Annotated in this window: 24 protein-coding genes; 10 read left to right on the forward strand and 14 right to left on the reverse strand. The window is 35.3% G+C overall.

Translation table 11 applies throughout. From position 1 onward, the window contains the following. Window positions 1-6 precede the first annotated feature (6 nt). From B5X55_RS09240 to recA, 4 genes are all read right to left on the reverse strand, one after another. Complete coding sequence (locus B5X55_RS09240; protein ID WP_079512341.1) at window positions 7-1,521, reverse strand: porin family protein; 1,515 nt, start codon at window positions 1,519-1,521, stop codon at window positions 7-9. Between the two features lie 31 nt (window positions 1,522-1,552). Further along, window positions 1,553-2,119, reverse strand: a complete 567-nt coding sequence (locus tag B5X55_RS09245; protein WP_079512342.1) for an RNA polymerase sigma factor — start codon at window positions 2,117-2,119, stop codon at window positions 1,553-1,555. 11 nt (window positions 2,120-2,130) lie between these two features. Then, window positions 2,131-2,553, reverse strand: a complete 423-nt coding sequence (locus tag B5X55_RS09250) for a hypothetical protein (protein ID WP_079512343.1) — start codon at window positions 2,551-2,553, stop codon at window positions 2,131-2,133. An 83-nt stretch (window positions 2,554-2,636) separates the two neighbouring features. After that, complete coding sequence (gene recA, locus B5X55_RS09255) at window positions 2,637-3,644, reverse strand: recombinase RecA (RefSeq protein ID WP_079512344.1); 1,008 nt, start codon at window positions 3,642-3,644, stop codon at window positions 2,637-2,639. Between the two features lie 353 nt (window positions 3,645-3,997). On the opposite strand from recA, the gene trhO reads away from it, so the two are divergent. The 9 genes from trhO to B5X55_RS09300 all read left to right on the forward strand — a co-directional run bounded on the left by trhO (window position 3,998) and on the right by B5X55_RS09300 (window position 13,508). Next, on the forward strand, window positions 3,998-5,029 hold the full coding sequence (gene trhO, locus B5X55_RS09260; RefSeq protein WP_079512345.1) for an oxygen-dependent tRNA uridine(34) hydroxylase TrhO: 1,032 nt from the start codon (window positions 3,998-4,000) through the stop codon (window positions 5,027-5,029). 240 nt (window positions 5,030-5,269) lie between these two features. Beyond that, on the forward strand, window positions 5,270-6,451 hold the full coding sequence (locus B5X55_RS09265; RefSeq protein WP_079512519.1) for a PSP1 domain-containing protein: 1,182 nt from the start codon (window positions 5,270-5,272) through the stop codon (window positions 6,449-6,451). After that, window positions 6,444-6,929 (forward strand): gliding motility lipoprotein GldH, encoded by a 486-nt coding sequence (locus tag B5X55_RS09270; RefSeq protein WP_079512518.1) that lies wholly within the window; start codon window positions 6,444-6,446, stop codon window positions 6,927-6,929. The genes B5X55_RS09265 and B5X55_RS09270 overlap by 8 nt, the downstream gene beginning before the upstream one ends. A 3-nt stretch (window positions 6,930-6,932) precedes the next feature. Further along, entirely contained in the window at window positions 6,933-9,278 is a 2,346-nt protein-coding gene (locus B5X55_RS09275; RefSeq protein ID WP_079512346.1) for a penicillin-binding protein 1A, read from the forward strand. A gap of 104 nt (window positions 9,279-9,382) precedes the next feature. Then, a complete protein-coding gene (locus tag B5X55_RS09280) occupies window positions 9,383-10,081 on the forward strand; it encodes a CoA transferase subunit A (RefSeq protein WP_079512347.1) in 699 nt (232 codons plus the stop codon). A 4-nt stretch (window positions 10,082-10,085) separates the two neighbouring features. Further along, on the forward strand, window positions 10,086-10,742 hold the full coding sequence (locus B5X55_RS09285; protein WP_079512348.1) for a CoA transferase subunit B: 657 nt from the start codon (window positions 10,086-10,088) through the stop codon (window positions 10,740-10,742). A gap of 557 nt (window positions 10,743-11,299) precedes the next feature. Further along, window positions 11,300-11,665, forward strand: a complete 366-nt coding sequence (locus B5X55_RS09290) for a hypothetical protein (protein WP_079512349.1) — start codon at window positions 11,300-11,302, stop codon at window positions 11,663-11,665. Between the two features lie 148 nt (window positions 11,666-11,813). Further along, window positions 11,814-12,338 carry a GNAT family N-acetyltransferase gene (locus B5X55_RS09295; protein ID WP_079512350.1) on the forward strand — a complete coding sequence of 175 codons (525 nt, stop codon included), beginning with the start codon at window positions 11,814-11,816 and terminating at the stop codon, window positions 12,336-12,338. A gap of 18 nt (window positions 12,339-12,356) precedes the next feature. Next, the gene (locus tag B5X55_RS09300; protein WP_079512351.1) at window positions 12,357-13,508 is read left to right on the forward strand and encodes a serine hydrolase domain-containing protein; all 1,152 of its coding nucleotides are present in this window, start codon (window positions 12,357-12,359) and stop codon (window positions 13,506-13,508) included. 20 nt (window positions 13,509-13,528) lie between these two features. Here B5X55_RS09300 and B5X55_RS09305 read toward each other — a convergent pair whose 3' ends face one another. Further along, window positions 13,529-14,686: a methionine aminotransferase gene (locus tag B5X55_RS09305; protein WP_079512352.1), complete on the reverse strand. Its 1,158-nt coding sequence runs from the start codon at window positions 14,684-14,686 to the stop codon at window positions 13,529-13,531. A 12-nt stretch (window positions 14,687-14,698) separates the two neighbouring features. Between B5X55_RS09305 and B5X55_RS19215 the strand changes: the two genes are divergently transcribed. Beyond that, a complete protein-coding gene (locus B5X55_RS19215) occupies window positions 14,699-14,950 on the forward strand; it encodes a hypothetical protein (RefSeq protein ID WP_317042704.1) in 252 nt (83 codons plus the stop codon). A gap of 76 nt (window positions 14,951-15,026) precedes the next feature. Here B5X55_RS19215 and B5X55_RS09315 read toward each other — a convergent pair whose 3' ends face one another. The 9 genes from B5X55_RS09315 to B5X55_RS09355 all read right to left on the reverse strand — a co-directional run bounded on the left by B5X55_RS09315 (window position 15,027) and on the right by B5X55_RS09355 (window position 25,942). Continuing rightward, window positions 15,027-15,773 (reverse strand): succinate dehydrogenase/fumarate reductase iron-sulfur subunit, encoded by a 747-nt coding sequence (locus B5X55_RS09315; protein ID WP_079512353.1) that lies wholly within the window; start codon window positions 15,771-15,773, stop codon window positions 15,027-15,029. Between the two features lie 10 nt (window positions 15,774-15,783). Next, on the reverse strand, window positions 15,784-17,784 hold the full coding sequence (locus B5X55_RS09320; protein ID WP_079512354.1) for a fumarate reductase/succinate dehydrogenase flavoprotein subunit: 2,001 nt from the start codon (window positions 17,782-17,784) through the stop codon (window positions 15,784-15,786). Window positions 17,785-17,796: 12 nt separating this feature from the next. Then, window positions 17,797-18,474: a succinate dehydrogenase cytochrome b subunit gene (locus B5X55_RS09325; protein ID WP_079512355.1), complete on the reverse strand. Its 678-nt coding sequence runs from the start codon at window positions 18,472-18,474 to the stop codon at window positions 17,797-17,799. A gap of 162 nt (window positions 18,475-18,636) precedes the next feature. Further along, window positions 18,637-19,071: a hypothetical protein gene (locus B5X55_RS09330; protein WP_079512356.1), complete on the reverse strand. Its 435-nt coding sequence runs from the start codon at window positions 19,069-19,071 to the stop codon at window positions 18,637-18,639. Next, window positions 19,068-19,457: a DUF2721 domain-containing protein gene (locus B5X55_RS09335; RefSeq protein ID WP_079512357.1), complete on the reverse strand. Its 390-nt coding sequence runs from the start codon at window positions 19,455-19,457 to the stop codon at window positions 19,068-19,070. The genes B5X55_RS09330 and B5X55_RS09335 overlap by 4 nt, the downstream gene beginning before the upstream one ends. 17 nt (window positions 19,458-19,474) lie before the next feature. Beyond that, window positions 19,475-19,813 carry a cupin domain-containing protein gene (locus B5X55_RS09340; protein ID WP_079512358.1) on the reverse strand — a complete coding sequence of 113 codons (339 nt, stop codon included), beginning with the start codon at window positions 19,811-19,813 and terminating at the stop codon, window positions 19,475-19,477. Window positions 19,814-19,818: 5 nt separating this feature from the next. Beyond that, window positions 19,819-22,665: a glycosyl hydrolase gene (locus tag B5X55_RS09345; protein ID WP_143814451.1), complete on the reverse strand. Its 2,847-nt coding sequence runs from the start codon at window positions 22,663-22,665 to the stop codon at window positions 19,819-19,821. A gap of 68 nt (window positions 22,666-22,733) precedes the next feature. Next, a complete protein-coding gene (locus B5X55_RS09350) occupies window positions 22,734-24,503 on the reverse strand; it encodes a M28 family peptidase (protein ID WP_234999703.1) in 1,770 nt (589 codons plus the stop codon). Next, complete coding sequence (locus B5X55_RS09355; protein WP_079512360.1) at window positions 24,491-25,942, reverse strand: M20/M25/M40 family metallo-hydrolase; 1,452 nt, start codon at window positions 25,940-25,942, stop codon at window positions 24,491-24,493. Before B5X55_RS09355 ends, B5X55_RS09350 begins: the two co-directional genes overlap by 13 nt. Window positions 25,943-25,954 lie beyond the last annotated feature (12 nt).

Raw genomic sequence — 25,954 nt, forward strand, 5'->3', positions numbered from 1 at the left:
ATATATTTAAAACTTAAAGCTAAGTCCGCTGTAAACTCCTATAGAATATGGTAAAAACGTACCGTCAACTTCTGAAAATGTATTCAATTGATATTTGAATATCGGTTCTAAATTGAAATGAACCTTATTTGATAATTTATAATTAAATCCAAAACCCATATTTGCACTAAAGTTAAGGTCGTTAATGTTGTTTGCTTCACCGATTTCTGTAGTTAATTCCCCAGCTGTTAAAGAAACTGCATTATCTATTAAGAATAATGAACTTATACCGCCAATGATATTAACCCCAAATTTTTTATCAATTAGAGCATAGTTCAGTTCAATGGGTAGTTCAAGATAACCAAATTGTTGTGACATAAAACCATCTCTAGTAGCACTTTTAGCGGTTACATCTAAGGCGGAGTTAGCGGTACTAAAATTTTCTGAAGCTACTTTTTTACTTGAAACTGTAAGTGTTTCTGAAGTTGGAGCGTAATCAATTGATGCTAATTTACCATTGGTTGATGTCGCATTAATGGATGATGAAAAGGCGACATCTTCAGTGTCATATCCATAATCAACCTTATTAAGTCCAGAACGAATGGTAAGCTTTTTAGATACGGCGTACGCGACCGATACCCCATAGCTAAAATTGATATTTCCTGATTTGGAGTTAGGGGTAAAAATTGAGTTTACAGGTGATCCTTTTCCATGACCATTAAAATATACAGGAGCAATATTTGGTCCTGCTGACCATCTATTACTTGCAACATCTTGTTTTTTCTCTTCTTGATTAGCAATTTCTTCGAAAATCGATTTCTTATCTACCTCATCTATTTTTTCATTTTCATCGGTAAGCTCAATGATTGCAATTTCAAAATTTTTATCAAAATTTTTATTGGTATTATTATTTTCTAAAGTTGTATTAACAATTTCGTGATTTGAATTGTCTAAACCTTCTTCAATAAGTGTGGTTTTATTCGTATTCTCATTTTCTAATTTTTGTGCTGAAGTATTTTCTGCAATCAAGATATTAGAATTTAGGGTAGATTTTGCCTTATTTACTTCGTTTTTCGCTAAAGCACCATTCTTTTTAGACCGATTGGTATTAATATTTTTGTCAGCAAGTTGAATGGTCTCGTTAGAATTTTTAGATTTCGCCGAACCTTGTATTGTGTCTTCGTAAGCGTCTTTAGATTTTTTTACAGTTTTTTCAACTATTTGATGATCATCAGTAAAAAGCGATTTGATGGAGGTTTCTTTTTTAGAATTAGGTTGAATCTCTATCTTCTTATTAATTTCTTCTTGACTTTCTACGAGTATCTCGTTCGAAGTTTGGTTCTCTGTAAACGGATTAAACAAAAGAAGGCCAATAACTAGTGCCGCAGCAATGCTGCCCAGTTTCCACCAAATAGGAATAATTCGTTTTTTTCTCTTTTTTTCCAATGACGTATCAATAGCCCTCCAAACTTTATTGTCTGGTGTAGGTTTGAATTCCGAGAGTTTGTCTTGGAAAAGTTCGTCTAATTTCTTTTTCTGCATCTTTTAAGATTTCAGTTTATAATCAATTTGATTATAAAAAATGTGTTGTTATAATTACAAGTATTCCAATAATTGACTGGGTTACTTTAGTTTCTATTTTTTCTTTTAATAATGTACGAGCCCGGGCAAGGTTAGATTTCGAAGTACCAATGGAGGTACCTAGCAATTCACTAATTTCTTTATGGGTGTAGCCATCCAAAACATATAAATTGAATGTCGCACGGTATTTGTTCGGTAATTCTTGTATGTAGCCTAGCAGTGATTGCAAGCTAATATCACTAAAGGCATTATCTACGGTAATTTCTTCTTCAATATTATCAGATACTACGTTTAAAAATTCTTCCTTTCTATATTTCTGTAATACCGTATTCACCGTTATTCTTTTCATCCAACCTTCAAAGGACCCTTTGCCTTGGTATTGACCAATTTTCTCATAAATGATCATAAAACTATCATGAAGGCTATCTTCTGCGTTCGATTTAGAATTAGAATATTTCAGACATATACCAAATAGGGTCGTGGCATAGGCTCTGTACAAAAGCTCCTGTGCCTTACGGTCTCCCTTTTTGCAATTATGTATGAGTTCTTCTAGACTCACAAATGGTTGGTTTAAGGTTTATTTACTGGTACGATTACTTCTAAATATTGAGCTTCTCCTTCACTATTATCGCCTGTATAAAACTTAAAAGTGTAAGGGTCAGTGTAAATTACTTTAAAATTAAATGATGCTGTTAGTTCTATTGACTCTACAGTACAATTATCTGTATCGGTTCTTACTGAACCGATAGCAACAACATTTCTAACCGTTAATGAATCTTTAACCACATCAAAACCTTCATAGTTAGTACAACTATCAGGTTTAATATAGTTTACCAAAATCTCATAGGTTTGATTATAATCAAATGACTCTGGTAATTCTGCGTCAACAATTTCCAATGCTGTAAAATAAAAATTGACGTCATCATCTTCTATTGAGCAACCATTGTTTATGAACGCCATAACAACGGCCAACAATATTAACTTTTTTCTCATTGCACAATAATTTGTTTATAAGATGAAAGTTGGGTGCAATGGTTGCGTAGAAGGCAGCTATGTTTAGCTGAATAAAATTGAATTTAAGCTTTCAGCGCATTAATGGCTTCTCGTATTTTACCATCCAATTCTTCGAAAAGTTCTGGATTGTCTAATAAAAGACTCTTAACCGCATCACGACCTTGTCCAAGTTTTGTATCTCCGTAACTAAACCAAGAACCACTCTTTTTTACAATTTCGTATTCTACACCTAAATCGATAATCTCACCAACTTTAGAAATTCCTTCACCGTACATGATGTCAAATTCGGTTGTACGGAATGGTGGGGCAACTTTATTCTTAACCACTTTTACTCGAGTCTTGTTACCTTGAACGTTTCCGTCTGTATCTTTTATTTGTGTAGATCTTCTGATATCTAAACGAACCGATGCGTAAAATTTAAGTGCATTACCACCAGTTGTTGTTTCTGGATTACCGAACATAACACCAATTTTCTCACGCAATTGGTTAATGAAAATAACGGTACAATTAGTTTTACTTATAGATCCGGTAAGTTTTCTTAATGCTTGAGACATTAAACGTGCATGAAGACCCATTTTAGAATCTCCCATTTCTCCTTCAATTTCACTTTTCGGAGTTAATGCTGCAACAGAATCAATTACAACAATGTCAATTGCGCCTGAGCGAATTAAGTTATCAGCAATCTCTAATCCTTGCTCACCATTATCAGGTTGAGATATAATTAAGTTGTCTATGTCTACACCCAATTTTTGAGCATAAAAACGGTCAAAAGCATGTTCTGCATCAATAAAAGCTGCTATACCTCCATTTTTTTGTGCTTCTGCAATTGCATGAAGTGTCAATGTGGTTTTACCAGAAGATTCAGGTCCGTATATTTCTACTACACGACCTCTTGGATAACCACCTACGCCTAATGCAATATCCAATCCTAATGAGCCAGAAGGAATCACTTCCACATCTGCAACAACCTTGTCGCCCATTTTCATGACAGCACCCTTACCATAGGTCTTATCCATTTTGTCAAGGGTCAATTGTAATGCTTTTAATTTTGCTTCTTTTTCGGAACTCATTTTAATTTTTTTGGAAAGCTAAATTACTATTTCTTTTTTGAATTGAATAATATTGAATCGTATTACGCAACCATTTTAAGGAATTACTATCTTATAAAAAATAGAAGTTGTTTAATTGTGTATACTTCGTTGTTATTAGTGACAACGAACATTGGTGGCTATTTCCCTTTCTGTGTTCTGAAAGAATGTTATGAAAAAGAAAAGAATGGAATAGTCGATAAAGAGTCTTGATTTTTCAAGACTCTTTTTTTATTTTAAAGCGGCTAAGCATAGCGCAATAGGCGTAACTTTTCTATTTTATTATTACTTTTGCTTTTTAAAATTTTTCTATAACTTAAAACTATTGGTATAGCATGCAACTGTACAATACACTAAGTGCAATAGAAAGGTCAGCTTTAATTGAAGAAGCAGGTAAGGAGCGTCTTACTATATCTTTCTATACCTATGCACACATCGGTAATACCGATTTATTCAGAAATCATTTATTTATACATTGGAATGAGATGGATGTTCTTGGCCGAATTTATGTCGCTCAAGAAGGTATAAACGCTCAATTATCGGTTCCTGCCGAAAATTTTAACATTTTTAAAGAACATTTAGATAGCATTTCATTTCTAGAAAACGTTCGTCTCAATATTGCAATCGAGCAAGACAATCTATCATTTTTAAAACTTAAGGTAAAAGTTCGAAATAAGATTGTGGCAGACGGTCTTAATGACCACAGTTTTGATGTTACCAATAAAGGTATTCATGTAGATGCAGAAAGATTCAATGAGCTTATTGAAGACCCAGATACTGTTTTGGTCGATATGAGAAACCATTACGAAAGTGAAATCGGTCATTTCAAAAATGCAGTAACACCAGATGTAGATACATTTCGTGATTCGCTAGATATTATTGAACGTGATTTGGCTGATCACAAGAAAGATAAGAAACTGGTCATGTATTGTACAGGCGGTATCCGTTGTGAAAAAGCAAGTGCTTATTACAAGCATAAAGGTTTCGAACAGGTGTATCAGCTAGAAGGTGGTATTATTGAATATACAAGACAGGTTGAAAACAAAAATCTAGAAAATAAGTTTAGAGGGAAGAATTTTGTATTTGACCATAGAAGGGGGGAACGAATAAGTAATGATGTTATATCAAATTGTCACCAATGTGGAGAACCTTGTGATGAACACGTCAATTGCGCCAATGAAGCATGTCATTTATTATTTATTCAGTGTACATCTTGTGCTGAAAAAATGAACGATTGCTGTTCTGATGCTTGTAAAGAGGTTCATGAATTACCTTTTGAAGAGCAAAAGGCACTAAGAAAAGGCAAAGTAGTCAGTAATAAAATTTTTAAGAAAGGCCGCTCTGAGGTTTTGAAGTTTAAAAAATAACGTAGTTTTTAAAGTTTGGACTAAGGGAAGACTAAAATCTAGCTGTAAATAATCCTAGATTTTAGTCTGTTTTGATTTCATAGGATGCAGATTATTGACTACGGGTTATTGAATGCTGAATATCGATACTGCCAACTTACCTTTTATTTCACATTAAAAAAACAGTATCTTTACCTATAAGTTTTTTATGAACCTTTTTTGGTGAATCTTCAAAAATTCGACCAAATCAATATATATAATATGGGTTGTAGTAGTTGTTCTACCGGTAAGGATGGACAACCAAAGGGATGCAAGAATAACGGTACTTGCGGTACAGATGGTTGCAATAAATTAACAGTTTTTGATTGGCTTTCCAACATGTCGCTCCCAAATGGGGAACGGCCATTCGATTATGTTGAAGTACGATTTAAAAACAGTAGAAAAGAGTTTTTTCAAAACACAGAGAATCTTTCACTTTCCATTGGCGATATAGTTGCCACTCAGGCACTAGCTGGTCATGATATAGGTATGGTTACTCTAACGGGTGAGTTGGTACGTGTTCAAATGAAGCGCAAAAAGGAAGCGATTAATGCGTCAGATGCGCCAAAGGTATATCGAAAAGCCAGTCAAAAAGATATTGATATATGGCAGAAATGCCGAGATAGGGAAGATGAAATTAAAAAACGTGCACGTGAAATTGCTATTATTCTGAAACTTCAAATGAAGATTTCTGATGTTGAATTTCAAGGTGATGGTTCTAAAGCAACCTTTTATTATACTGCAGATGAACGTGTAGATTTTAGACAGTTAATAAAAGATATGGCTAAGGCATTTGGTATTCGTATCGAAATGCGTCAAATAGGGTATCGTCAAGAAGCACAACGATTGGGCGGTATTGGCTCGTGTGGTAGAGAACTATGTTGTTCAACTTGGCTTACAGATTTTAGATCGGTAAGTACTTCTGCAGCACGTTACCAACAATTGTCTTTGAATCCTCAAAAACTGGCAGGACAGTGCGGTAAATTAAAGTGCTGTTTAAATTATGAACTAGATGTTTATTTAGATGCCTTAAAAGACTTTCCTGCGCAAGACACCAAATTATTTACAGATAAGGGTTTAGCCTTTTGTCAAAAAACCGATATTTTTAAAGAAATGCTTTGGTTCTCTTACAAAGAAGATCCAGGTAACTGGCATGTTCTTTCAAAAGATCAGGTAAATGAGATTTTAGAGAAAAATAAAAATAAAGAGAAAGTCGCAAGCTTAGAAATGTATGCGATTGAAATTGAAGTAGAAGAAAAAGTAGTTTTTGAGAATGTAGTTGGTCAAGATAGTCTTACTCGTTTCGACAGACCTAAAGGTGGTGGAAACAAGAATAAAAATAGAAATCGAAACCAAAATAAGAACAAGAACAGAAATCGAAAAAGAAATCAAAATAATGCGTAGTATATCATGTTGTTTCTTAGCAGTTATGCTTTTTGCTTCCTGTAATACAAATATTATTAAATCAGAATACCGTTCAATAAAAGATGGTGTTTGGAATAAAGATAACGTGCTTGAGTTTTCCTTATCCAAAATGGATACTCTAGATAGGCATGATATATTTATTAATATTAGGAATGACAACACATTTCCATATAGTAATTTATTTATAATCGCATCTCTAACAACACCTCAAGGTGAAGTAACAAAGGACACATTAGAATATGAAATGTCTTTACCAGATGGTACTTGGCTTGGAAAAGGGAGTGGTAGTATTAAGGAAAACAAATTATGGTATAAGGAAAACATCGTTTTTTCGTCTTCTGGCGTATATACTATTGAGGTTTCACAAGCGATGCGCAAAAACGGAAATATTTCTGGAATTATTGGTCTAGAAGGTATTACCGATGTAGGTATTGAAGTAATTAAAAGTAACCCGTAAATTATGGCAAAAGCGGAAAAGAAAAGTACAACCAACAGTTTCTCTAAATTCATAAAGTGGTTTTGGATTTTATTCTTGTCAGGCATTGCTTTTGTGGCTTTGATATTTTTATCTGCCTCTTGGGGACTGTTTGGGGAACTTCCTCCTTATGAATATTTAGAAAATCCACAAACCAATTTAGCATCTCAAATTATTTCTTCTGATGGTAATTTATTGGGTAAGTTTTATTTGGATGATAACCGTACCGATATAAAATTTGATGATTTACCAGAAAATTTAGTGAATACACTAATTGCTAGTGAAGATATTCGTTTTATGGATCATTCTGGTATTGATGCTAGAGGAACACTAAGAGCATTTGCTTATTTAGGAAGCAAGGGTGGTGCAAGTACCATATCTCAGCAATTGGCGCGACAATTATTTGTAGGCGTTCGTTCTCGAAGCAAGTTTGATGCTATTAAACAAAAATTAAAGGAATGGGTATTGGCTATACGATTAGAACGTAGCTATACCAAAGAAGAAATCATAAGTATGTATTTGAATATATATGATTTTGGAAATAATGCTGATGGTATACGCTCTGCTGCGCGTATTTATTTTGGTAAAGAACCAATAGATTTAAAAGTTGAAGAATCAGCTATGCTAGTTGGTATGCTACAGAACTCTTCATTGTTCAACCCATTAAGACGAGAAGAACTTACGCTTAACAAAAGAAATGTTGTTTTGGCCCAAATGGCTAAATACGATTATATCACTGAAGCGGTAAAAGATTCTCTTCAGGCTATGAAAATGGATATTAATTATAATCCGGAAAGCCATAGAGAAGGTTTAGCTACCTATTTTAGAATGTACTTGCATCGCTTTATGAAAGATTGGATTGATAAAAATCCTAAGCCTGCTATGGAGGGTGATCGTGACCGTTATAACTTGTATTTAGATGGACTGAAAATTTACACGACCATTGATTCTAAAATGCAAGCGAATGCAGAGGAGTCGGTTAATGAACACATGACGAAGTTGCAAGCGGAATTTTTTCATCAAAACACACCAGATAGAAATCCAACAGCTCCGTTTTTAGATTTAACTCCAGAGGAGACGAATGGCATTATGGAACGCGCTATAAAAACATCAGAAAGATGGCGTATCATGAAGGATCAGGGTAAATCTGAAAAAGAGATTCGAGAATCATTTACCAAAAAGACTGAAATGACGGTTTTTGATTGGAAGAGCGCGACCAAGGAAAAGGATACAATTTTAACGCCAATGGATTCCATTCGGTATTATAAAGCCTTTTTAAGAACAGCCATGATGTCGATGGAGCCACAAACTGGTCATGTTAAGGCATGGGTTGGGGGCATCAATTATAAGCATTTCCAATATGATAATGTAATACAAGGAGCAAGACAAGCAGGTTCTACTTTTAAGCCTTTTGTTTATGCTGCGGCGATTGACCAATTGCGATTATCGCCTTGTGAAACACGGCCGGACACTCAATATTGCATTGAAGCAGGTAAACATGGAAATATGGAGCCATGGTGTCCTAGAAATTCTGATTTAAAATATTCTGGAAGCAGTTATACTTTAAAAAGAGCTTTGGCGAATTCAGTAAATACAGTTACAGCTCAATTGATAGATGAGGTGGGTCCAAAATCGGTGGTAAGTATGGTTCGTAACTTAGGGCTTACTGGTGATATTCTTGAGGTGCCTGCCATTGCTTTGGGTACCTTAGATGTAAACGTGTATGAAATGGTAGGTGCTTATGGGGCCTTTGCCAATCAAGGGGTATATGTAAAACCTGTTATGGTGACTCGAATTGAGAATAAAGATGGTACTGTTCTTTATGAATATGTGCCTGAGACTAAAGATGTACTGAGTAAAGATGTTTCTTATGCTATTGTTGATTTATTGAAAGGTGTTACCCAGGGTGGTTCAGGTACTCGTTTACGTACAACAGGTGCTAATAAATATAGAAATGAATATGATGAAATCATTACCGGGTACCCATATGAATTAACTAATCCTATAGCTGGTAAGACGGGTACAACCCAGAATAATAGTGATGGATGGTTTATGGGTATGGTTCCGAATTTAGTAACTGGCGTTTGGGTTGGTGGTGAAGAAAGAGCAGTTCATTTTAAAACTATTACTTATGGGCAAGGAGCTTCTATGGCATTACCTATTTGGGGTCTTTACATGACTAAAAATTATGCTGATCCTGAACTTGGTATTTCAAAAGAGGACTTTGAAAAACCTGAGAATATGTCAATCGAAATAGATTGTGATAAATTCGCTTCAGATATCAAAGAAGATAAGGATATTGAAGATGATTTAGATGATTTGGATTTTTAATCTACATTCTTAAGTAAATAAAAAAGGTCTTGGTTTATGCCAAGACCTTTTTTATTTAATCCATTTAATTTCGGTATTTTAGTAACAAGATAATTTAATAAGAAATGATACGTAAAACAGTAGCAAGCGTAACTGATGCATTAGCGGGAGTAAAGGATGGAATGACCTTTATGCTGGGTGGTTTTGGCTTATGCGGTATACCAGAAAATGCAATTAGCGAATTGGTGAAAATGGGTGTAAAGGATATTACTTGTATTTCTAATAATGCAGGAGTAGATGATTTTGGCTTAGGATTATTGTTGCAGAAACATCAAATTAAAAAAATGGTGTCTTCGTATGTGGGTGAGAATGATGAATTTGAACGACAAATGCTTAGTGGCGAATTGGAGGTAGAGTTAACTCCACAAGGTACACTTGCAGAAAAATGTAGGGCAGCACAAGCGGGTTTTCCAGCATTTTTCACACCTGCTGGTTATGGAACAGAAGTTGCTGAAGGCAAAGAAGTACGTGAATTTAATGGTAAGATGTACATATTAGAGGAAGCCTTTAAAGCAGATTTTGCCTTTGTAAAAGCTTGGAAAGGTGATGCGGCTGGTAATCTAATATTTAAGGGTACCGCAAGAAACTTTAATCCTTGCATGTGTGGTGCAGCTAAAATTACGGTAGCTGAGGTCGAAGAGCTTGTGCCTGAAGGTGAATTAGACCCTAATCAAATACATGTTCCCGGAATTTTCGTTCAACGAATTTTTCAAGGTAAAGATTACGAGAAAAGAATAGAACAAAGAACGGTACGTCAAAAATAAGAACATGTTAGACAAAAACGGAATTGCAAAGAGAATTGCACAAGAAGTGGAAGACGGCTATTACGTTAACCTTGGTATTGGTATACCCACTTTGATAGCTAATTATGTACGCGAAGATATAAGTGTTGAATTTCAGAGTGAAAACGGAATTCTTGGTATGGGCCCTTTTCCTATTGATGGAGAAGAAGATGCAGATTTAATCAATGCAGGTAAGCAAACCATTACAGCCTTGCCGGGTGCTTCATTTTTTGACTCGGCAACAAGTTTTGCTATGATTAGGGGTAAGCATGTTGACCTGACTATACTGGGTGCAATGGAGGTTTCTGAGAATGGTGATATCGCTAACTGGAAAATACCAGGAAAAATGGTTAAAGGAATGGGTGGTGCGATGGACTTGGTAGCTTCAGCAGAGAATATAATTGTAGCTATGATGCATACCAACAGGGCTGGAGAATCTAAACTATTAAAAAAGTGTAGTTTACCACTCACCGGCGTTGGTTGTGTTAAGAAAATTGTAACCAATTTGGCGGTTCTGGAAGTTACAAATCAGGGTTTTTTATTATTAGAAAGGGCTCCAGGGGTAACTGTAGATGAAATTATAAAAGCCACTGAAGGTGAGTTAATTGTGAAGGGCGAAATACCAGAAATGAAAATTGACTAACTGTATTCCGTTTGTCGATAAAAGTATTATATAATTTTATTCACAACATATTGTATAGTATACACAACATTAATTTCTTAAAACGAGAAGAATATATGTATATTTAAAAGGTATACCCATTTAACCTATTAATTACTTAACCGAAATGAATTCTCAATTAAACCACATCGCAGCTGAAGAAAAAGTTCAAGTTTATCGTAATGATTTTTTTAGCGGATTTTTAAGACTTACGAAAAAGTTATTTATGATATAAATTACTTTTTAGACAATTACAAAGGAGCGACTTTTCTAAGTCGCTCCTTTTTTTATGCCAAATTTTTGTGTATTGGTTGTTTAAAGTACATATTATGGACCACTTTTAAGTTTTTACAATTAATAAAACGAAATACCTGACATTGTTTTAATAGAGTAATAAATGCATTTGTTATGAAAACATAGGAATTTCTCAACAGGTATAGACATTTTTACCACAAATATTAGTTTGTAAGAAAAATACTACATATATTTGTATTGTAATACAAAGTGAATCCCAAATCGCTTTAGAAACGTAACCTAAAATGAAATACTTATTAAATTGCCTGCTATTACTGGTACTTGTTACCTCATGTTCAAAAATTGAAGAGAACAACGACCCTATAATTGGTATTTGGCAACATAGGGTAAAAACTGCTACCAATACTAATAAAATGGTCATAGATAATGAGGAATGGATTTTTAATGATGTTTATTTAGGTCGTTTTCATGGCTATAAAAATGGGAAGGTGGTTTACTTAACAGATTTTAAATGGAGTGTAAATAATGAATTTTATATTGTCAGCTACCCAGGTACTGATTTCCCCGATGATTTTATTGAAATGAAAGAAACTGAAGATGGCGCTATTCTAATGAGAACCGAGGGTAAAATATTCGCTGAAAAACAGTAGAAAAAAGTCGTAATTGAGAAATGTCCTTTATCAATTGAATTGCAATTAAAAGCAATGATGAAAATGGTTAAAATACCAAATCAACCATTTTGTATTATTTCCCCCAAAAAGGAGCAAAGATATTTGCTCCTTTTTTTATTTTAGTGGTATGGAACTTACTTATACCAAATGTTCTCTTACTGATCTTCAGCAATTGCGACAAATTTCTGAACAAACTTTCGTTACCGCCTTCGAGAAGGATAATGATCCTAATGATTTCAAAAATTATATTGAAAATGCTTTTGCATTAGAGCGAATAAAGGAAGAATTATTAAACCCAGATAGCGACTTTTTTTTTGTTTATTCCAATAATGAAATACTTGGTTATTTTAAGCTTAATGTTGGAGTTGCACAATCAGATATTAAACAAGATGACAGTATAGAGCTAGAACGAATTTATGTGCTCGTTGAACACCAAGGGTTGGGGTTGGGTGAAGTTTTTCTTAATCATATTAAGAACGTTGCCTTAAAAAGAAAAAAGAAAATGCTCTGGTTAGGGGTATGGGAGCAGAATATACGAGCTATAAAATTCTATGAACGCCAAGGATTTAGAAAATTTGATACCCATCCTTATTTTATAGGTTCAGACGAGCAAACCGATTGGCTAATGTGTTTCGATTTAAGTATCTTGTAGGTTCAAAAATAATATTAAATGAAATTGAAATATTTTGTTCTTTTGATGTTCACAGGTTTATTAAACCTCAATGCCCAAGATTATTATTTTCCAGAGGTAAATGCTAATTGGGCTCAAAAATCTCCTCAGTCTTTTAAGATAAATGAAACACAATTAAAGAACGCAGTAGATTTTGCTAAAGCAAACGAATACAGTGGTTCACGTGATTTAAGAATTGCAATTTTAAAAGGTTTTGAAAAGGAACCATTTCATCAAATTTTAGGTCCGACAAGGAAACGTGGTGGCCCTGCCGGTATGATTCTTAAAAATGGATATGTGGTTGCACAATGGGGAGATACCAAAAGAGTGGATATGACCTTTAGTGTGACTAAAAGTTTTTTGAGTACCATGGCTGGCCTTGCAGAAGATGTAGGCTTACTATCTAACACTAACGATATGGTTGGTAATTATATATGGGATGATACCTTTAAGGGTGCTCATAACTCTAAAATTACATGGGAACATTTATTACAACAGAATTCTGCATGGTCAGGTGAACTATGGGGTGGCAAAGATTGGGCCGATAGACCACCTAGCGAAGGCGATATAGATGATTGGAAATTTGCAGCACCAAAAGAGCCTGGTACAGTAATGGAGTATAATGATGTTCGTGTAAATGTGTTGGCTTATTCTCTTACCCAGCTTTGGCGTAAACCTATGCCAATGGTTCTTAAAGATAAAATAATGGATAAGATAGGAGCTTCTTCAACTTGGCGCTGGTATGGGTATGATCATGCTTGGACAGAAATTGACGGACTTCAAATGAAATCTGTAACTGGTGGGGGACATTCAGGGGCTGGTATCTTCATTAATACAGAAGATCTGGCACGTTTTGGGCTGCTGTTTTTAAATGATGGAAAATGGAAGAATGAGCAATTGATTTCATCCTCATGGATTAAAAAAGCTACCACTCCTTCAACTCCAAATTCTAATTATGGATATATGTGGTGGTTGAACAAAAAGGGAGACCGTCATTGGGACGGTCTTTCTGAAAATATTTACTATGCAGCCGGTTTTGGAGGTAATTTTATAGTTATTGATAAGGAACACGATTTGGTGGTAGTCACACGTTGGTTAGAGCCAAATAAAATTGGAGAGTTTATGACTAAAGTAAATGCTGCTTTCAAGTAAATAATAGGTTTGCTGTAAATCTATAAAGAACGTAATATTTCTACCGCCTTTTCTAAGCTTTCTTGTTTTTTAGCAAAACAGAAACGTAACATATGGTCATTACGATTATCTACATTAAATGAAGAAATAGGTATGCTTGCTAATTGATGTTCTATAATCAATCTTTTTCCTAACGATTCGTCATTTTCTATGGTAATGTCGGTATAATCTAGTAGTTGAAAATAGGTGCCTTTAGAAGGGGTAAACTTAAATCGTGAATCTTTTATACCATCTAGAAAAAAGTCTCTTTTTTGCTGGTAGAAATTATTCAATTCTAAGTAGTGTCTTGAATCTTTTAAATAGGTAGTTAAAGCCCTTTGAATAGGATGGTCAACGCAAAAAACTGCGAATTGATGCACTTTTCTAAATTCATTCATTAGTTCTGTTGGACCTGCACAATAACCAATTTTCCACCCAGTAACATGAAATGTTTTCCCAAAGGATGCACATATAAAACTTCGATTGGCCAAATCTTTAAATCGAGATGCACTATAATGAGTTTCCCCATCGAAAATGATGTGCTCATAAACTTCATCGCTTAGTAAAATTATATCAGTAGGCTTTAAAATGGACTCAAGCATTTCCATATCCCTTAGTGATAAAATCTTACCACTAGGGTTATGGGGTGTATTAAGAATGACCATTTTTGTTTTAGCCGTAATTTTATTTTTAAATACCTCCCAATCAATTCTATAATCTGGTGCGTCTAATTGAATATACACGGGCACACCGCCATTTAAGATGATAGCTGGCTCGTAACAATCATAAGCAGGTTTTATAACAATAACCTCGTCACCTTCATTTACAAAAGCTGTAATAGCCGTGAAAATGGCTTGAGTTGCTCCTACAGTAATTGTAATTTCCTTTTCTGGATTATAGCGATGATTATGCAGCGATTCTATTTTATCTGAAATAACTTCTCTAAGACCATAATAACCTGGCATAGGAGCATATTGGTTATAGCCTTCGCACATCGCTTTGTTTACCAATGATAATAGATTCGGGTCTGCTTCAAAATTCGGAAATCCTTGTGACAAGTCTATAGCTTTGTGCTCCCTTGCAAGATTGCCCACGGTCGTGAAAATTGTGGTTTTCACATCAGGTAGCTTTGATTTAGAAGTAAGGTTTTTATAATCCATAGTAGTAAATGTATGAATTTTGAGAATGGACAAAAAAAAGCCCAACCTTTTGGTTTGGCCAATTCTAATCTACGTATTCAAATACAATTTATGCATGCTACATTTCATGTTTTCCTTCTTTTAGTATATAGTGCTTTACGACATGTCAATTCTGGTTTGGTGTTTTTACCGCGAATTTTGCTAATTATTTTTGAGCGCTGTGGTGTAGTAAAGAAACCAGATTCTTCATTAAATCGTGGCACTTTTATTCGTTCTTCTTTGTAATCTTAAGGCATGTATTAAAAATAAAAAATCCCACGCCTTTCGACATGGGATTTTAAATATTTATTATAAATGGATTTTATTCTTTTACATTCGCGCTAAAATATTCTCTATTCATACGAGCAATATTTTCTAAAGAAATGCCTTTCGGACATTCAACTTCACAAGCACCTGTGTTCGTACAATTTCCAAAACCTTCTAAATCCATTTGAGCTACCATATTTTTAACACGGTCTACGGCTTCAATCTGGCCTTGTGGTAACAAAGCATATTGTGAAACTTTTGCACCGACAAATAACATAGCAGAAGCATTTTTGCAACTTGCTACACAAGCGCCACAACCAATACAGGTAGCGGCATCCATAGCTTCATCTGCTGCATGTTTTGAAATAAGAGTAGCGTTTGCATCTTGTGTGTTACCTGAAGTATTTACAGAAATATAACCACCTGCTTGCTGTATACGATCAAAAGAACTTCTATCAACTACTAAATCCTTAATTACAGGAAATGCTTTTGCTCTAAATGGTTCAATAGTAATGGTGTCACCATCTTTGAACATACGCATGTGCAATTGACAAGTGGTTACACCTCTATCTGGGCCGTGAGCTTCACCATTTATAAACATTGAGCACATGCCGCAAATACCTTCTCGGCAATCATGATCAAAAGCAACTGGCTCTTCACCTTTGTTAATAAGTTGTTCGTTAAGAACATCCATCATTTCTAAAAAGGACATGTGTTCAGATATTTCTGTCACTTTGTAATCGACCATTTTACCCTTGTCGTTCGCATCTGATTGACGCCAAATTTTAAGTGTTAAGTTCATGATACCTTCTTTATTTATAACTTCTTTCTTTAACTTCTATATTTTCGTAAACCAATTCTTCTTTATGCAAGACTGCATCTTTTGGTTCCCCTTTGTATTCCCATGCTGAAACAAATTGAAACTCTTTAAGTCTTTTTGCTTCACCATCTTCGGTTTGGTGTTCTTCTCTAAAGTGACCTCCAGCAGATTCTTCCCTTACCAATGCATCTTTAGCGAATAGTTCTCCCAACTCTAAGAAATCTGCAACTCTACCAGCTTTAGCTAATTGCTCATTGTATTCTGTTGTTGTTCCTGGGACATTTACATTTTTCCAAAAATCCTTTCTAAGTGCCGATATTTCGTCAATTGCTGTTTTAAGACCTTCTGCATTACGTGACATACCACATTTATCCCACATAATCTTGCCTAACTTCTTATGGTAGTAATCCACAGAATGCTCTCCTTTATTATTAATGAAGAATTCAATTCTATCGGTTACTTCTTTTTCTGCAGCATCAAACTCTGGAGTGTCTGTTGGTATTTTTCCAGTTCTAATGTCATGTGATAAATAATCACCAATTGTATACGGTAATACAAAATAGCCATCAGCCAAACCTTGCATTAAAGCAGAGGCTCCTAATCGGTTCGCACCATGATCAGAGAAATTTGCTTCACCAATAGCATAGCAACCAGGTATTGTAGTCATCAAATTGTAATCTACCCAAACACCACCCATAGTATAGTGAACCGCTGGGTAAATCATCATTGGTGTTTTGTATGGATCTTGATCTACAATTTTCTCGTACATCTGAAAAAGGTTTCCGTATTTCGCTTTAACGATAGCGGCACCTAATTCATATATTTTTTCTTTTGATGCATTTTCAATGTTATGAATTTTAGCTTGCTCTATACCATAACGTTGTATCGAGGAGGCAAAATCTAAATAAACAGCTTCTCCAGTAGCATTAACACCATAACCGGCATCACAACGTTCTTTTGCTGCTCTTGACGCAACATCACGTGGTACTAAGTTACCAAATGCAGGGTATCTTCTTTCTAGGTAATAATCTCTTTCGTCTTCAGACAAATCAGTTGGCTTTTTCTTGCCTTCACGAATTGCCATTACATCTTCCATATTCTTAGGCACCCAAATACGACCATCGTTACGTAACGATTCTGACATTAGGGTAAGTTTAGATTGGTAATCACCAGAACGAGGAATACACGTTGGGTGAATCTGAGTATAACAAGGATTTGCAAAAAATGCGCCTTTTTTATGTATTTTCCAGGATGCCGTAACATTCGATCCCATTGCGTTTGTTGAAAGGAAATAAACATTTCCGTATCCGCCAGATGCGATAACAACGGCATGAGCAGAGTGACGCTCAATTTCACCGGTAACTAAATTACGAGCGATTATTCCACGAGCCTTGCCATTTACTTTAACAACATCTAGCATTTCATGACGGTTGAACGAGGTAATTTTACCACGAGCAATTTGCCTGTTCATTGCAGAATATGCGCCTAATAAAAGTTGTTGTCCTGTTTGGCCTTTCGCGTAAAATGTACGAGAAACTAAAACACCACCGAATGAACGGTTGTCTAATAGTCCACCATAATCACGTGCAAAGGGTACACCTTGGGCAACACACTGGTCAATGATGTTTCCAGATACTTCAGCCAAACGATAAACGTTAGCTTCTCTAGAACGGTAATCACCACCTTTTACCGTATCATAAAATAAACGGTAAGTAGAGTCACCATCGCCTTGATAGTTTTTAGCAGCATTGATACCACCTTGCGCTGCAATAGAGTGCGCCCTTCTTGGTGAATCTTGGTAACAAAACGTTTTAACGTTATACCCTAATTCTGCCAAGGTAGCAGCAGCAGAACCACCAGCTAATCCTGTACCAACAACGATAACATCAATGTTTCGTTTATTGGCAGGGTTTACCAAATCAATATGGTTCTTATAATCGGTCCACTTCGTTTTCAATGGACCTTTAGGTACTTTTGAGTCTAATACAGACATAAGTAAAAGGTATTAATGATTAAAATGATGAAAAAGGGCAATGAAAATAAAGCCTAACGGAATTATGATAGCATATGCCTTACCAAAAGTTTGAAGCTTTTTCTTTCTCATTGATGTTACACCAGCAGACTGAAAAGCAGAACTAAATCCGTGCATAAGGTGTAATGATAAAAACACAAAGGCTAATACATAAGCAGCAACCCTAATCGGATTCACAAATTTATGGGTCAATTCTTCGTAGTAACGAAAACCTTCACCGTCTCCCAACAATCCAGACATATCGCCTTGAATATATTTGGTATTGATTTCTGGTAACCAGAAATCAATAAAATGCAGCACTAAAAAGGCCAAAATTGCCAACCCGCTGTAAATCATGTTTCTACTCATCCAGCTAGAATTAGCTGAACCATTGTTTTTAGCGTAATTCACTGCTCTAGCATTTCTGTTTTTAATTTCTAGAATGAAACCCATCACAAAGTGATAAATAACCCCAAAGATTAAAACAGGTTGCAAAAGGTATTGTACGGCCCAAAAAGTACCCATAAAATGCGAAGCTTCATTAAACGCATTAGGACTGAAAACCGATAAAATATTAATTGCAAAATGCTGAAGTAGAAAAAACATTAAAAAGAAAGCAGAAAGAGCCATTGCATACTTTCTACCAATCGAAGATTTAAAAAATCCGCTCATTAGTTGTTAATTTTATACGCGAATTTACATCACACGCTAGTTATTAACAAGTTTTCAAGGGCTTTAGTATATCAATTTAGATTCATTTTAAGAATCAATTTTATACTGTTGAAGATTTATAAGTTTAATCTACCAAAAGAATTAAAAATCTTCAACAAAAATCTAATGTGATAATGGATAGGTTTTTAAATGTGATTTTTCTACAGCCCAAAGCACGGCGTCATCTAAATCATTGAATTGAATAATTGAGTTTTTAAAGAAAAATCGTTCTAAAAGTAAACTTGCTCTACTTCCAGTTGTTTGCCCTACCAGACCGTAAAAGGCCATTTTATGTCTGTTTTGGTAAAATTTTAGCCAATTTGACGGTACTACATAATAGTTATTTATTCGGTTGGCAATGTATATAATTGGAATTTCTAACCCATATATATTTTCTGCTGCGGTAACAACTTTCGAGGCGTCTTCCCATCTGAAAAGAACTCCTTTATTCATTTCTGATATAATAATTCCCTTTTTAAAAAAATAGAAAATGCCAAAATCAAATTCCCTAATCTCTCTAATCTGATTAAGTAACTCAAGCTCTTTTATTCGCTTCATTTTTCCATATCCTTTAATTGAATAGATAAGGCTTTGGTGGAAAGTTGAACTTCAATTAGACTTAAAACTAAAGAAAGGATTAAAGCAAATAAACTAATTCCAAATACTATTTTGGCGGTAATTATATATTCGAAAAATAGGAGTGCCATTGTAATTACTGCTAGTAAAAAACTGAATATGGCGGTTGCCTGCATGTTTTTTATAATAGTAAGTCTTTTGCGTAATTGTTGAACTTGTAAGCCAATAGATGGTGAAGCTGTTTCTTGATATTTTTGATGCAATTGACGAATTAGAGCTGCAATGGCTAGGTATCGAGCATTATAGGCTAACATGGTCAAAGAAATTGCGGGGAATAGTAAGGCAGGTATTCCTAAAGTAAGTTCCATATGTTTTTTATAGGATTTTAATCTGTAGCAATACCAAAATATGTCCAAGTGACATCTGCATCGAATGGGTTTCGCTGTGCATGTAACTCGCCAGGTTCTATTGTAATGCAATGTCCTGGGCCTACTTCATATTCTTTTCCTGAAATGGTAAAAACGGCCTTACCAGTCTGAATATGAAAAACTTCAAACATGGTGTCATGTTTATGTATTTCGACTTCTTGGCCAGGTTTAAATACGGCCGTACCGTACATCATTAATTGAGGAATTTCATTATAACCAATTAATGTTCTCTTTTTTATTTCAGGATTATGGCTTACACCCAATTCTGGTAATTCATTCCAATCAACTATTTTCATAGTGGTTATTCAATTTCAAAAGTGACAAGTTCCGTTTTTCCGTTTCCTTTTAATTCAACAGAATAAGAGCCTTTGGGCAGATAGGTCTTTCCATCATCTGCTGTCTTTAATTCTGTTTTATGTTTTTTAAGGTAGTTTAATTTTCCAATTTTGGAGAATGCCAAATCATATGATAGAATGTTGATTCCTTTGTCGGACACAATATCGGTCTCGCTCACTAAAATATCATCAGATGATTTTATTTTGGCTTGGTAAACCTCATCTCTGTTGGAATAAAAAGAGATATCCAAGCCTGGGGTACTTGCTTTAGACCATGAACTCCATGAATTTCCCCAACGTGCTGAATGCTTAATATTTTCTAAGGGATAAACATACAATTCCTTTTTCAATACTTCGGGAGTCAAATTCTGCAATTTAGCAATATCGGCCTTGTAGATACTTCTACCATGTGTGCCAATTAATATATGCTTTGCTTCTTTCTGAATTACTAAATCATGAACGGCAACATAAGGCATTCCATTGGTAAACGATTCCCAAGAATTTCCGTTATTCAATGACACGTATAGTCCGTTATCAGTTCCTACGTATAGTATATTTTCATTTTCTGTGTCTTCAATAATTACATTAACAGGAGATGCCGGTATGTTGGCAGAAATACTCTTCCACGAAGCTCCTTTGTTTTCACTTACATATATATAAGGAGTAAAATCGTCTGAGCGGTAGCCATTTAAGGAAGCATAAACTCTATTTTCATTAAACTTTGATGCGATAACTCTACTTACCCATAAGTTTTGTGGTAGGTTTTTAGAAATTACTTCCCAACTTCCACCGCCATTATCTGTGCGTTGAATGAGTCCGTCATCACTTCCTGTATAAATCAATCCGAATTTAAATGGAGATTCAGAAATTGTTGCCAAAGTACCAAAAGCGACATTTCCTTTTCTACCACCTTGGGTTAAATCTGAAGAAATCGTTTCCCAAGTATCACCTTGGTTTAATGAACGATGTAATTTGTTACTTCCCATATATAATATATCCTGATTATGGGGCGATAATAGAATAGGGGATTGCCAATTAAAACGGTACGGAGTTTCTCCTAATTCATGCTTAGGTTGAATGTAAGCTCGTTTGTCATTCTCTAAATCCAATCTAAAATAATTACCAAATTGAAACCCGGTATAAACCGTATTGTGATTTCTAGAATCAATTTGTACTTGCATACCGTCACCACCCAAAATCGATTTCCAAGGGTATTGACCTGTTTGATGCCATTCTGTATTTTCCTCTGCATTATGTGGTCCCATCCAAACACCGTTGTCTTGCAAACCACCATATACGTTGTACGGTTTTTGATTGTCTACAGCTATCGCATAAAACTGAGCTACTATTGGTGAATTGTTCTTAATCCAACTTTCCCCATCATCGTAGCTGGTATTTACCCCACCGTCGTTACCATTAATCAAATGCCCTGGTAAATTAGGGTTAACCCATAATGCATGGTGATCAGAATGAACATTGTCGCCATTAATAGATGTATACGTTTTACCCCCATCTTTTGAAGAAATTATGGGGACACCTGATAAATAAATGGCATCTACATTTTTAGGGTCTACACTTATTTGCGCAAAATAATAGCCATAGCTATAAAATAGATCGTCAATATAATTATCATTTTGCTTTACCCATGTTTTTCCGCCGTTGTTACTTCGGTAAACTTCAGCGCCAATTACAGGAGTATCAAAAAGTATAGAATTCGTATCTTCTAAATAAAGGGCAAGGTCTACTGGTTTAACCACATCGCTACGCACCATTTGTTTTACGTTGGCGGCGCGATATTTTTCTTGAAAATTATTGGTCTTCAAAAAATCGTTTAGTTCCTTGTCATTTAGGTCAAGAAATTGCTCTTTTGATAATGATTTGAAATTATCTTTGGTTAAGCCTTCTTGCTTGTCTTTCTTCTCATCGGAATTTTTTCTCCTAAACTGATTATCATGAACAGCATAAACCGTGTTATCGTCAAACACAGCTAATCCTATTCTACCAACTCCTTCGCCAGTTGGGAAACCACTTGAAGGGGTTGAAATTTTCTCCCAAGTTGCGCCGGCATCAGTACTTTTATATATGCCTGAACCTTCGCCATTGCCAATAAAATCCCATGCTTTTCTATCTTTTTGCCACGCTGCTGCGTATTGAATATTGAAGTTATTCGGTGATACGGCAACATCTATAATACCTGTGTTTTCATCAATGAACAAGGTGTTTTTCCATATTTTTCCACCATCTGTGGTTTTATAAATACCTCTTTCTTTGTTTGGTGAGTATAAGTGCCCTGCAACTCCAACAGTAACTTCATTGGCATTATCAGGATTTACCACAATACGACCAATATGATGCGAATCTAGTAGGCCTGTATTCTGCCAAGTCTTTCCCTTATCGGTAGATTTTAAAATTCCTATTCCTGAATATGACGAACGAGAAGCATTATTTTCTCCTGTACCGACCCATATTGTGCCGCTTGGCCAATGTACCGCAATATCACCGATATTTTGAGTTTGGGTGTGATCCATTACCGGCGTAAAAGTTGTGCCATTATTATTGGTGTACCATAATCCACCTGAGGCATATGCAACGTAATACTCTGTTGGGTTATCTTCATTAATAGCCAAGTCTACTACACGACCACTCATTACAGACGGACCAATATTAGTTAACGGTAAATTTTTAATTAATGAAGTGGCATCCATGGCTTTTTTTGCCATTAATGATTCATCAACTTTTTCTGATGCTGTTGGTTGTACTTGGGCCGTTGCAATTGAAATACTGGTGAGTAGTAGAAGGTAGAATTGTTTCATTTTCATTTTTTTGATTATGCTGATGGTAAGTTAAGAATTAGTTTTGCTCTTGACAATTTTAGAATTTACTACTGCTTTGATTGTATAGTCAATGCTTCAATTAGTTTTTTTGTTTTTGCTTCAATTTCGGCTTGAGCTTTCTTAATAGCATCTGTTGTAGAGCTATTTGAAGTGTGAATTACATCATTTACCGACTCGATAGCATCTATATACCATATTTCCCAAGCTTTTAAAATTTCTATTTCATTAGATAACTTTTCTCCAGAATCAATTGCTTTTTTACTCAACTCAAATTCATTCGACAAACGAAGTAAGGCTTGTTCTTTTAAAATTGACAATTGTTCTATTAAAAAAATTTTATCTGAATTGACCAATTCCAATCCGCTGACCAAAGCGGCAGTGCCTACATTTTTCAATGTTTCTTGTGAAACTTTATCGATACGGTCATTATCCGTATGGTAAAACTGATCTGTAAAGTGCCAAAGTAAAAGTCCAGGTATATTGGCCTGTATAAATGGCGTGTGATCACTTCCCCCTTCAAAAGGGTTGGTTTCTACCTTCCAATTTGCGAATGTACCTTGTTGTTTAAAATTTGATAGTATAAAATCGTTGAGGTAATGTGGTTTCATATCTTCTAACGATAATACTTCACCACCCCATTCGCTATGCTTGTCCATGCCTCGTGTCCAAATAGCACTGGGGTCTGGCATTTTTTCAATTAAAAAAGTACCGCCTGTAATTGAAGTGTTTTCGCCAACCATATCTAAACTTATACCCCATTTAATACCTTCTGCACGTTCGGGGTCTTCTTCTATATATCTGCGTGTAGAAATTATTTCATCTCCCCATAAAAAGGTCATGCTACGGTCAAGTTCAATTTTATGCTCTTGAAATAATTTTGCAGCTACTTTGGCGATTTCTAATTGAGCACCTACACCAGTAGCATTATCATTTGCCCCTGGTTCTTGAATATGCGCGCTAAATACCAATCTCTCATCTGCATTTTTTACTCCTTTAATAGTTGCAACAATAGTTAGTTCTTCAGATGGGTATCTTTTGGTTTGGATGTTTACCATTACCTCGGTCTTTCCTTTTTGTAAATGCTCTATTAATCTTTCTTTAGCCTCGAAGGAAAGTGCGATACCCCAAAATTCAGAAGCATCTTCAGCGGGCAAACTTCTAAATTGAATGGAGGTTTTGTTTTTTTCTGGTTGTAAATAATCAGGATTGTCATATGAAATGATGCCTAAGGCACCTTTTTCAATGGCTATCTTGGATACACGTCGTGCGCCCATTTCTGTAAAAATGACTTTTCCACTTACTGAACGTGTTTCTAATTGATCAATAGATTTTATCCAAATTACTTCTGCTATTATACCACTTTTTGATGTTGATGCCGAATTTAAATAGGTCATGTTTCTATTTGTTTCAGACTTCAATAAAGGTTTTTTCTCACCAAAGATTTGTAATGAGGCTGAAACAGGTTCCCAAGTGTCATGGTTCATTGTCCGTTTTTCAATACGATAGATTAGCCGGTCAGAAATAGTAGCTTCTTCTTCTATCACATAGCCAGCAGCTTTTAAGGTATCGGCAATGAGATAGATAGTTTTGTCAAATCCCGTATTGCCAACTACACGCCAATAGTCTTCCACAAAATCTGTGGTTTCATAGGCTAATTGCCCAGTAAATTGAGGGCGAACTAATTCAAAATAATCAACAGTGGTTTTTTTCGAATGTTGTGAGCATCCTGTTAAAAAAGAAAAGCAGAGCATTATAGGAACAATACCCTGCTTAAACAATTTTCTTTTAACGAGTTCTATGAAATTTATTCCTCCCATTTCCAGTCGTTACCTATAATCAATTTCTCCTTTAAATTATTTTTGATCATGAATTCTTTCGTAGTCTCGCTGTCCATTTTAGTTGCAGGTAATTTGTCAGCATTTGCTAAAGAATACAACATCATCGTACCAAAACGGGCCGTGTTGGTCATATGACCTTCGTTCACTAAATTGAAATCATCACAATCGGAATGATAGCAACCATAAATAGACCTGTCTAGATTACTATTTACAGATAAAATCGGAACGCCTTCTAACATAAAAGGTTGGTGGTCGCTATGGAGACCAGATTTGTTAGAAAATGTATTTTTATAGATAGTATCTTGTTGCTGAATAGCTGCGCCTAAATCCATAAAAAATTTCTCATCTTCTAATTTACCGCCCGCGTTCATACCTATCGGGTTACCAGACATATCTAAATTCATCATGTATTTAATGTTGTCGATGGTGTTGTTTTTAATCGCTTCCTCTACCAAAAACTTGCTACCAAGAAGACCTTGCTCTTCTCCCATAAACATTACAAATTTTACGGTACGTTTAGGATAAAGATTATTTGCTTTAAATGCTCTTGCAATATCAATAACTGCAAAAGAACCAATGCCGTTATCAATGGCACCTGTTGCTAGATCCCAAGAATCTAAATGGCCGCCAAGAACAATTTGCTCTTCAGGAATTGTAGTGCCAGCTAATGTAGCTACAACATTTCGAGCTTTAATAACATTGCTTGTATTGGTCATTGCTATTTTAGCAATGGCTTTTTTAGTTTTTAATGATTCTTTTAATGCCATGCCGTCTTCTTTACCAATACAAACTGCAGGAATTGGAATTAACTCTCCGGTTACAGAGGCTGTGCCGGTTAAAAGAACTCCGTTATCCACTTGATTAACGATTATGATACCAATGGCGCCATATTTTATTGCTAAGGCTGTCTTTTCACTACGGTGAAGATTGGTCAAACCTTCTGCACTTTCAGGTAAAATGCTGATATAAGCTAAGGCAATTTTTCCCTTAACTGCATCTGGGTTGGCAGCATAGTCTGCTTCTAAGCCATTGCCCATATCTACAATTTCTCCTGTTACATTCGCTTCTATAGGAGAATGGCCTAGGGTAACAACCTTAATATCTTCGTCATTTATTTGTAAGGAAACATCGCCTCTAGCCCATGCTTCTACTTCGAAAGTCTGGTAGGCTACATCTTCAAAGCCGTATTCTTTAAATATATTATACGTGTATTCTTCAGCTTTTGCACCATTTGTTGACCCTGTTAATCTATGGCCGATGGTTTCGGTGGCTTCCTTTAACGTACTATAGCCTTTTGAGTTAGCTTTAATTTCAGAATCTATCCTTGCAAATAATTCGGCTTGTGATTCTTCTTTTTTAGTTTCACCGCATGAACTTATTATGAGGACTAATAGGGCGAAAAAAATTGGTTTTTTCATGTTTTGATTTAT

This window comes from Maribacter arcticus, assembly GCF_900167935.1.
In the GTDB taxonomy this organism is placed as follows: domain Bacteria; phylum Bacteroidota; class Bacteroidia; order Flavobacteriales; family Flavobacteriaceae; genus Maribacter; species Maribacter arcticus.